This window comes from Candidatus Electrothrix sp. (genome assembly GCF_052785085.1).
Genome location: NZ_JALAAI010000149.1, coordinates 1 through 8,438, shown reverse-complemented (window position 1 = coordinate 8,438; position 8,438 = coordinate 1). Strand labels below are relative to the sequence as shown.

The window sequence follows — 8,438 nt, the reverse complement described above, 5'->3', positions numbered from 1 at the left end:
GCTGGGCAATGAAGCAGGAAAGGAAGACCGTGTCTGGCTCTGCGAATGCAAATACACCCGAAAGCCTATGTCCATGGCGCAGGTGGAAAAGCTGGAAGCTGCGGCACAGGTTTTTCAACAGCAGTTGAAGGAAGAAGGACGTTCCGTGCCTGCGGAACTCCGTTTCTGGTTGATCTCTACCGGTGGCTTTACCCAGGAGGTACTGGAGTATGCTGGTAACCGGGAGGATATGTATGCCTCGGATTACGAGGGCATCAACAGCATTTTTCGGAGATTCGGGAGTAATTACTCCATTCCGCTCTTTACAGGCAGTGATGAATCTCAATGCGGCAAAAGGAGCTAACAATGCCTGAGATCAAAATATGGCCGGTGGAAGAGATGGTCCACGAGGACGAATTCACTGACCGGGTGGAGCTGTTGCGCGAGCTGGATCAATGGGTGGCCGCGATTCAACGCATGGGTTCATCAAGTACGGCTCTGATCGCGCCGCGCAGAATCGGTAAGACGGTACTGCTCGACCGGCTGGTAAACACGGTGTTCTTTAAGCCAGAGTATCAGGTTGCGCCCTTTTACTTCAAGATGACTCGGGAAAAACGAACGCTCAGAAAATTTCTTCTGGAATACGCAACTACTTTTTTCCGGCAGTATCTGGCTTATTGTGAGCAGGATGCGCTTTTGTTTGGGCAGGATATAGCGTTGGAAGACCTTTTGGACTACAAAACAGACCATACGGCTGGCATTATGGCTCAGGAGTATATTCAACGTTTTGTACGGCGCTATAATCGTCACGGGGATGAAGAGGCCCTGATCCACTGGGAGGCGTTTATCCGGGTGCCAGAACGGCTCGGCTCGCATTCCGGCACTAGAGTTGCTGTGATCATTGACGAGTTCCAGGACATGCAGTCCTGTGTCTATGATATGCCCAAGGAACTGATGGATGCCAAAGACCGCTCGGACGGATACGGAGCCATACGGCTCGCCAACACCTTTGATCGACAGGCACAAAGCCGCAAGGCCCCTATGCTGGTGTCCGGGTCTGCTGTGACTATGGTGTTCCGAACAGTCATGGGCGGGCCGTTGGGTGGACGCTTTGACTTTACGTACATGAAACCGCTGTCCGTACCTGACGGGGCCGCACTCCTGCACAGCACACTCAATTACTATGGCGGAGGACGGATGATCAGCCCGGAGCTGGCCCTGTATGCCAGTGCCCAGGTGGCTGGACATCCTTATTATCTCTACTGTCTGGCCACCTCCAAGTGCGAAACCAGAGAATTTCGGAATAAACAGGCTGTTGATCAGGTTATTCGCTATGAGATAGAAAACGGCAAGATCTATGGTTTCTGGCGCACCCACTTTGATAACAACCGGGAGCTGATTAATCAGGATGATGACACAGAGCTGGGCAAAAAAATCATCTACTATTTTACCCGCTATAATAATCAGCCTGTGGACACCAAGGCCATTGCAGACAAGCTCGGAGTGGCGAAAAAGGCAGTGGCAAAAAAGATTGAAAAGCTCTATGCGGCAGACCTGGTTTACCGCTCGGCGGAAAAATTCTACACTTTCAATGATATTTGCCTGATGCGTTTTATCAAGTTTGTGTACGAGCAGGATCTGGAAGGCGTGGACGAGATCGATCTGAGTCAGCAAGGGCTGATTAATACGCTGAAAGGGAAGTTCCTGGAGATGGCTGTCGAGGTCTCCATGCTCAAATTCAACCGTGAGCAGCTGCCCGGAGCTTGGTTCGGTAGAACGGAGGAGGTTCTTGAGGTTCCGCTATTCCAGTACGTCAGGTCGCAGCGGGTCAAGGCATCCGCAAGTCCTGAGTATCAGATTGACGTGCTGGGCAATGAAGCAGGAAAGGAAGACCGTGTCTGGCTCTGCGAATGCAAATACACCCGAAAGCCTATGTCCATGGCGCAGGTGGAAAAGCTGGAAGCTGCGGCACAGGTTTTTCAACAGCAGTTGAAGGAAGAAGGACGTTCCGTGCCTGCGGAACTCCGTTTCTGGTTGATCTCTACCGGTGGCTTTACCCAGGAGGTACTGGAGTATGCTGGTAACCGGGAGGATATGTATGCCTCGGATTATGAGGGCATCAATAATATCTTTCGAAGATTCGGGAGTAATTATTCTATTCCCATGTTCAGGCGGGAAGAATGAGGCACCTAAACAGCTTCCTCCTCTGTTTCAGACCATAATATATTCTTCCTTGATCATAGTATCAATAAAATCAAGGAGAAATTCTCGCTGTTCCGGGGTAGCCCAGTCAATACAGGAACAACGGATATTGCGGGAGCTACGGACAAGAAATTCAATACGGATCTCTGTTTTGTCCAAAAGAATTGAAAAATAAAACGGGCCGCAATCATCGTGTTCAAGTTGAGTCGGTCCCAGTAAATCCTGAGGTAATTCAAGCCAGAACACATCATCCATAGATCCTTGTTTTACAGTTCGCTTGAGATAATTATCCAGATTATCATGCTCAAGAAAAGAAAGCTCATCTATAACAAATTGACGCATATAGTTACTCCTCTGCACTTCATTAATAAGTAAAATCTCATGCAAGTGCTTTTCTTACACAGCGCCTTGCATTATTATAAAAACAACCAATCACCCAGGAGTATCCAGCTGAAAAAACAGATAATCTTACCAGGTATCCCACATAATGAATGAGCTCAGCACGATCAGAACTGCCCACCTGTTATCGTCCACTTCTTAAAAGGTTTCAACACATCAAGCTTGTGATTAACTCTCATAACTATACCACAAAACGGATAACCTCGATAACAATTCTTAATTTTAAAGAGAAATAATCAGCTATCTCAAGGTCTCAACCCAATAATTTTTAAGAGTTATTGGTGAAACCAACAGCTCAGACAAAAAATTAAAGAGGATGAAAAGGTAGAAAAACTCTGCGACAAAAATTATTTCTGTGCAGGAAGTTCAGGTAATCTCACCTGTTGATCAGGATAAATAAGATCAGGATTGCTAATTTTATTCTTCTTGGCCACATCAGGGTAATTAAAGCCACTGCCGGTGTACTTTTCAGAAATCTTCCAGAGTGTATCCCCTTTATTGACCGTATGAAGGGAATGATCTGATGATTTTTTCGGTAGTTGATTCGATTCTTTTTTCTCTTCAGTGAGTCGGGTTATTGCTTCATATTTTCGTTTTTTCTCAGGATCTTGAGAAGAGCGGGTCTCTCGTCCCATTCCCCTCAACAAAGCTGTTGCCCTCCTTTGAGTACTCCTTTGAGTACTCCTTTGAGTACTCCTTTGATCATTCTTTGCAGCCTCCTTATCTTCCTTACTTCTCGTTATCTCATCTCCACTTTCATCCTCTGCATCCTTTTCAGTTATTACGGCGTGCTGCCCCGAATTTTTCACCTCTATCACATCGTTTACATCTCTTACCTCAACATTCATCATCTCAGCTGATGAGGCTGCTGCCAAGTTCTCTGGCACGATATTATCACGCTGTCGAGACACCCGTCCTGCCTGGTCTCCTTGACCTGGCGGTAATGTAGCAGGTGCTGTGGTAAATAATCCCTTTTCATCTCCCTGCACTGGCTCCTGAATCTCCTCCTCTCCCTGTTGAACTATACCGTTGTTTCCAGAGTCATCAGGATCTCTCAACACACCAATATTATAAATATTATTAAGATGTTCAGCAGAATTATTGTTTTCAGATAATTTCTGATTTCCAGACCTGGCTGTTTGATCTACTGTTTCTTTAACAGATCTGTCAGGCTCCTTTTGCTCTACAGCTTTTTGACTGAATTGTCCAAGAGGCTCTTTCCCACTCTCCTTTCCAGTGGATTGCGGAACTGCGAACGCTGATACGGTTTCCTCTTCCTTTCTCTGTTCAGAAAATTGCTCCTGAATAGCAGGAGATAAATCAGATCCTTTCTCCGAATTCCCTGTACGCTCTGCAATGCCAGTTATAGATGTGATGCTTTTTCCTCGGTGCCTGTCCTGATCCTGATCCTGAAAAGCAAAGAACCAGACCTGAAATCCAAAAAAAAGACCAAGCAGAAAAAGAAACACCCACCTTCTCAAACGATGATCTTTTGTGCTCTCAGATTGCAGGGCCTGCGAATCCTCTGCCAAATCATGGGAAACGCCTCGAAACAGGAGATCCCTTTCTTTTTGCCGGACTCTATCAAGTTGCTCCTTAATCTTTCTCGGATCAGGTGAAGACAGAGCAGGAAATTTGACCTGCTGAACAAACTCTGCATGGGGCATATCCAGAAAAGACCCACCTTGTTGCACTCTTCTGGAACCACCTTGAGCAAACTCCCTAAACTCAGGGAATAACCCGGTCTCTTCAAGGGTATTCCATGTGTTTGCTTCAGAAGATTCCTTATCAGCCTTCTGATTATCTGCCTTTCGAGCTTGATGGGGCTCAGCAGCAATACATTCATTTTCATTCTCCGGGGCAATTTTTTCAATCTCAATCTGTTCCCTTTGAACACTTTGCTTTGTAATTTCAGCAATATCCTCAACACCCTCAGTATCTTCAGCATCTCTATCCAGCTTTTTTTCTCTCCCAACTTCACCTTTCTCTGTTAAGAACGGGGACACGCTTTTTTCAGAGACATCGTTTTCTGCTTTTTGGGGGTGAACTTCTGGAGCCAAAGGAAAGGCAGCTGCCAGGGATGAGAGCAACAAGGCATTTTGTTCTTCTGTCAATATAACCAGAGGTGCTTCATCACTCCGGGTCGCATCATCATAAGCAACAATATTCTTCTGATCATTCTCCTGATCAACCTTATCAGGTGGGGCAGGCACAAAATCTTCAGAAGACGGCAAGATATCTTTCCCTGAAACATAGCCTTCTTCTTCACCTGTCTCTACTGGTTCTGATATAGTGTTAAGGGGCTCGGAGATATCAGAAAACAAGGCACGAGCTGAATGCTTTTCCTCACTCCACTCCTGTTCATCCTGACTAAGCGATCCTGCGTCAATATCAAGATCAATATCCAAATCTTCATCATTATGACCAAGCATGGCAGTCACAATAGAAGAAAAGATATCATCTGCGTCCTCCACAAGACCATCAATCTCTTCTGGCCTATCCGCCCTCTCTTCATTCTCTGAGCGCCCTGCCCCATCAGCCTTCTGGCTCAGCATTGATGCCACCACTGATTGCACCAAACTGTCAGACTCCTCTCTCAGCAGGGCTGAAGCACCCCGTTCCAGACTCTCATCAATAAAAGGGGCTTTTGTATCTTTTGGGGACCATGATTCGTTAACCTCCTCAGCCGGAAGCAGCTTTCCTGCCTCTCGCGGTTCGAGAAAATCATCAGCAAGTAAACTGTCGTTGTTCTCAGCAGGATCTTCTACACTCTGCTCATCAGATTGAACAGGTAATAATTCATCGGAAAAAAAGAACAGCTCACTCGCCTGTTCATCATTGAAATTAAAATAAACCGTCAAGGCCAACATATTCAGAATAAGACCCACCTGCCCGTCCACAGGATAACAGCCATAAACAGAAGACTGGGGAACAGCAAAGGGGAGCATGCGCTGCTCTCCCACACTCAGCATCCGTGTACCAAGAATCTTTTCAACCAGGACCAAGGCCCGCAGCACACCGTTACAGACCAGTAAAAGTTGCCAACCTGAGGTGGGCTGGGAATCCCGGCCAAAACATCGGGCCGGATCAAGCACTGGCAGCAATTCGTCTTTGTACAGGGTCATGCCCAGAACAAGTCCTCTGGTTCCTGCAAGACGCTGACAATGGGTGAAAGGGAGAGTATCTCTAACCTCAGCATCAGGCAGAGCATGGGTCATATTGCAAAGGGAAAATTCCAGTATTTCAAATTGTTGCTTCCTAAAGGCTGCTTCAAGACCTTTATCTGTATCCACACGCAGAACGTGAGGAGATGCTGTCTGCGAATAAATTTCATCTGGTGAAAACGCCAGGAGTTCTCTGAAATCAAGTACAGAAATAATCTTTCGTTCATAAAGAAATGCGTGTTGCCGCCAGGCAGATCGGATCAATACAGGGAGTAAGGCAAAGGAACCAGCATCAGCAGATACTCCTCCCTGGTCATCGTCAACAACAAAGGCAAACCCCTGCCCTTCAACCGTACCGATAAGCCATTTTCCCTCTTCATCTCCTTGCTCTGGCGGGAGTTGCAAATATCTCCTGAGATCAAGAATAATAAGAACCTGATGACGATACAGGCTTACTCCCTGTACAAAGTCCGGGACAAGGGGAAGCGTAGTTAATGGTCCAGGAGAACTGGCCTTATCTGGAGAAAAATACTCTGCTGAGGCAAGAAAGGATTTTCTTTTGCAGGTAAATACCCTGAGGGTATCAAGCGAGGGTGCTTTTTTTTCTTGATTTTTTTCTTGAAGGACATCTTGCTGAAAAGAATGATGCAAGGGTGGAACTGGGGGGGAATAATCGGCAGCAGCAACCTGGTGTTGGACGGTCAGGATATTAATCAGCGGAAGAAGTTTTCCTTCAAGCTCAACACAGCTGCTAATGAAAGGCGTTTGCAGATACGCAGGCAGGGGAAGGATTTCTGAAGAATGAACCTCCACCTCACCCACTTCCTGTTCCACAACAAAACTAACCGAAAGATCATGGCCAGCTGGAACCAACACAGGACATCTTCTGGCTCTGCGGGCAGGAGTAAGCCCAAGACAATAAGAGAGGTCTGCCAGACTGACCGGATGGGCACCCATCATGGCGATAGCAGTCACAGCCCCGTCCTTGCTGGTCAGCCAGTGGATGTTCTGCTCGTCATGAGAAAGAATATCCTCTTTCCAGACACCGCAACGAAACTCGGCAAGGTCAAGCAGCAGAAGCTCTCTCATAATACCTCTATCTATCTATCCCGACCCGCTGAAACAGCAACAAAAAAACGAGTGCAGGTTTATAGAAGTCACATGGAACTACAGGCAATGATGGTTCGTTTTCACTCTATCTTTGGAAATAACCAGGAGCAGATCTGTCGCTGCCACCAAATAATCAGGGTCAGGATTTGGCAGAAAGGCCCCTCCCCTGGCCTTTTGGATGCCAAACACCGTGACATTCTGTTCTTCCTTCATGCGGACAAAGATATCCAAAAAGTTTTGCTCCACCATTTCTGCAGGAACAGGCATGGAATAGAGTTCATTACCATAACGATTACTCAATAATTCCGTAACAATCCTACTAATCCCGTGATCTGAGGCAGCACTGGCTATCAAATGGCTGCTTAATTCACTGCCAATGATAATTTCATCGGCATTGGCACGAATACAATGGGGCTCATGCCGTTTATCCACCAGCTCAACCACAGAGTAGACATCCGGATTCATACTTTCAATAGTGAGGGTGGTAAGCACCACTTTGGCATCACGGGCTGTAGACTCTGCTTCATCATCACCCAGCACGATGATGGTCCGTGCTTTTTTGAGATTGGCCTTTTCCAGGGTTTCCTCACAAACCACTCCACGAATAAAAAGCAGGTCAGGATCATCAACCGGTATTTCTTCAATATCAGCAACCAGGACAATGGGTGTTTCTTGGGTTTGAGTATCAGCCCGCAATTCCTTCAGGATTGCCTTTGCCCGGTGATTCCACTCGCAGATGATAATATGATCTTTAACTTTGGAAGGGCACATCCCTTTATTCTCCTTCATTTTCCTGCTGATTAACATCGTGGCAAGCCCAGCGCTGAGCATTCCGAGCAACCCTATACCAAAAAGCATTACAAGGACTGCCAGCACTCGTCCTGCCGGGGTTGCCGGAGAAATATCACCGTACCCCACAGTGGTGAGGGTAACTATACTCCACCATACTCCACTGGTAAAAGAAACCTCAGGTTCAAACCAGGCGATTAAAACACTGCTTATCAGAATGATCACCAAGATAACAACAAAGAGATACAGCAGTTTCTCACGCTGAAGAAAAAGATAGAGCCGCTTCAGTCGATTTTTCATCGCGTTTGCTTATCGTTTCTTTTAGTGGCTGATTTCTTTTTCACGGTCTTGTTGACCTTTTTCTTTATTTTTTTCTTATCCCGATCATAAGGACTGTCAACCTCATATAATTTGCCGTTAATAGTCAAATCAAGATCACCATCTTTTTCAAACCGGTAACTGAACGGTACAGAAGCTGGAATACCATAGCGTTCCAAGATATACTTTTTGCCCTGATACTGGATAACAACTTGATTTGGCGAGCTGTACTCTGCTGTAAATGGAAGATCCGGGCCACAAGCAACCAGAGAACATCCTAAAAACACTCCTGCTATTATTCTACTTTTTCCCTTCATTTCGCAAAATTAGTTAGTTACAATAAGATTTCACAGGCCCCTGACAGCCTTTCTGTAAAATGGACATAAGGCGCAATAACCCGACAGCCCTCAGGTTGGAGGCTCTCTCAGGCTCACGTTAATCAGCTTACCGTTACGTTGTATACCCAGAGCTGTTAAC

General features: G+C 46.3%; 6 protein-coding genes. 2 read left to right on the top strand and 4 right to left on the bottom strand.

The window, feature by feature from the left end; translation table 11 throughout:
- Window positions 1-343 (top strand): hypothetical protein (locus tag L2082_RS17115; protein ID WP_446012026.1); only part of this gene is annotated, 343 nt, incomplete at its 5' end.
- Between the two features lie 2 nt (window positions 344-345).
- Window positions 346-2,163, top strand: coding sequence for a hypothetical protein (locus L2082_RS17110; RefSeq protein WP_446012025.1), 1,818 nt, complete (start codon window positions 346-348; stop codon window positions 2,161-2,163).
- Window positions 2,164-2,190: 27 nt separating this feature from the next.
- Here L2082_RS17110 and L2082_RS17105 read toward each other — a convergent pair whose 3' ends face one another.
- The 4 genes from L2082_RS17105 to L2082_RS17090 form a co-directional block, all read right to left on the bottom strand.
- Window positions 2,191-2,523 carry a hypothetical protein gene (locus tag L2082_RS17105; RefSeq protein WP_446008484.1) on the bottom strand — a complete coding sequence of 111 codons (333 nt, stop codon included), beginning with the start codon at window positions 2,521-2,523 and terminating at the stop codon, window positions 2,191-2,193.
- 404 nt (window positions 2,524-2,927) lie between these two features.
- Window positions 2,928-6,833 (bottom strand): chemotaxis protein CheW, encoded by a 3,906-nt coding sequence (locus tag L2082_RS17100; protein ID WP_446012024.1) that lies wholly within the window; start codon window positions 6,831-6,833, stop codon window positions 2,928-2,930.
- Between the two features lie 78 nt (window positions 6,834-6,911).
- Window positions 6,912-7,943 (bottom strand): potassium channel family protein, encoded by a 1,032-nt coding sequence (locus tag L2082_RS17095; protein WP_446012023.1) that lies wholly within the window; start codon window positions 7,941-7,943, stop codon window positions 6,912-6,914.
- Window positions 7,940-8,248: a hypothetical protein gene (locus L2082_RS17090; protein ID WP_446012022.1), complete on the bottom strand. Its 309-nt coding sequence runs from the start codon at window positions 8,246-8,248 to the stop codon at window positions 7,940-7,942. Before L2082_RS17090 ends, L2082_RS17095 begins: the two co-directional genes overlap by 4 nt.
- Window positions 8,249-8,438: the final 190 nt, after the last annotated feature.

Bases quoted from the DNA above. Each gene is read 5' to 3' on its own strand.
- L2082_RS17110 (WP_446012025.1), top strand. From the start codon at position 346: ATGCCTGAGATCAAAATATGGCCGGTGGAAGAGATGGTCCACGAGGAC.
- L2082_RS17095 (WP_446012023.1), bottom strand. From the start codon at position 7,943: ATGAAAAATCGACTGAAGCGGCTCTATCTTTTTCTTCAGCGTGAGAAA.
- L2082_RS17100 (WP_446012024.1), bottom strand. From the start codon at position 6,833: ATGAGAGAGCTTCTGCTGCTTGACCTTGCCGAGTTTCGTTGCGGTGTC.
- L2082_RS17105 (WP_446008484.1), bottom strand. From the start codon at position 2,523: ATGCGTCAATTTGTTATAGATGAGCTTTCTTTTCTTGAGCATGATAAT.